This window comes from Corynebacterium sp. HMSC08A12, assembly GCF_001807485.1.
Taxonomy (GTDB): Bacteria; Actinomycetota; Actinomycetes; order Mycobacteriales; family Mycobacteriaceae; genus Corynebacterium; species Corynebacterium evansiae.
This window is the reverse complement of record NZ_KV789167.1, coordinates 1-260: the sequence shown is the minus strand read 5'-3', so window position 1 is coordinate 260 and position 260 is coordinate 1. Positions and strand designations below refer to the sequence as shown.

General features: G+C 64.2%; 1 protein-coding gene. It reads right to left on the bottom strand.

All coding sequences use genetic code 11. From position 1 onward, the window contains the following. On the bottom strand, window positions 1–260 hold a 260-nt coding region (locus HMPREF3166_RS10280; RefSeq protein WP_246816903.1), incomplete at both ends, for a DEAD/DEAH box helicase family protein.

Here is a 260-nt window from a genome sequence, read left to right as displayed (position 1 = left end):
AGCGCCCGGTATTCGCCCTTCGACTTGCGGGTGACCACCTGGTAGGTGGCGATGGTCACGGGGCGGATCTCCTTTTTCTCTCCGGAGTATTCGCCGATTTCGTCCTCGGTCAGGGAGGTACGGCGCACCAGCTCGTCCTTCCATTGCCTGCCCGCGACGGTGTTCGTCACCAGGATCAGGGTGGTGGCCTTTGCCTTCGCCATAGAGGCCGCGCCGACCATCGTCTTGCCCGCACCACACGGCAGCACTACCACGCCCGA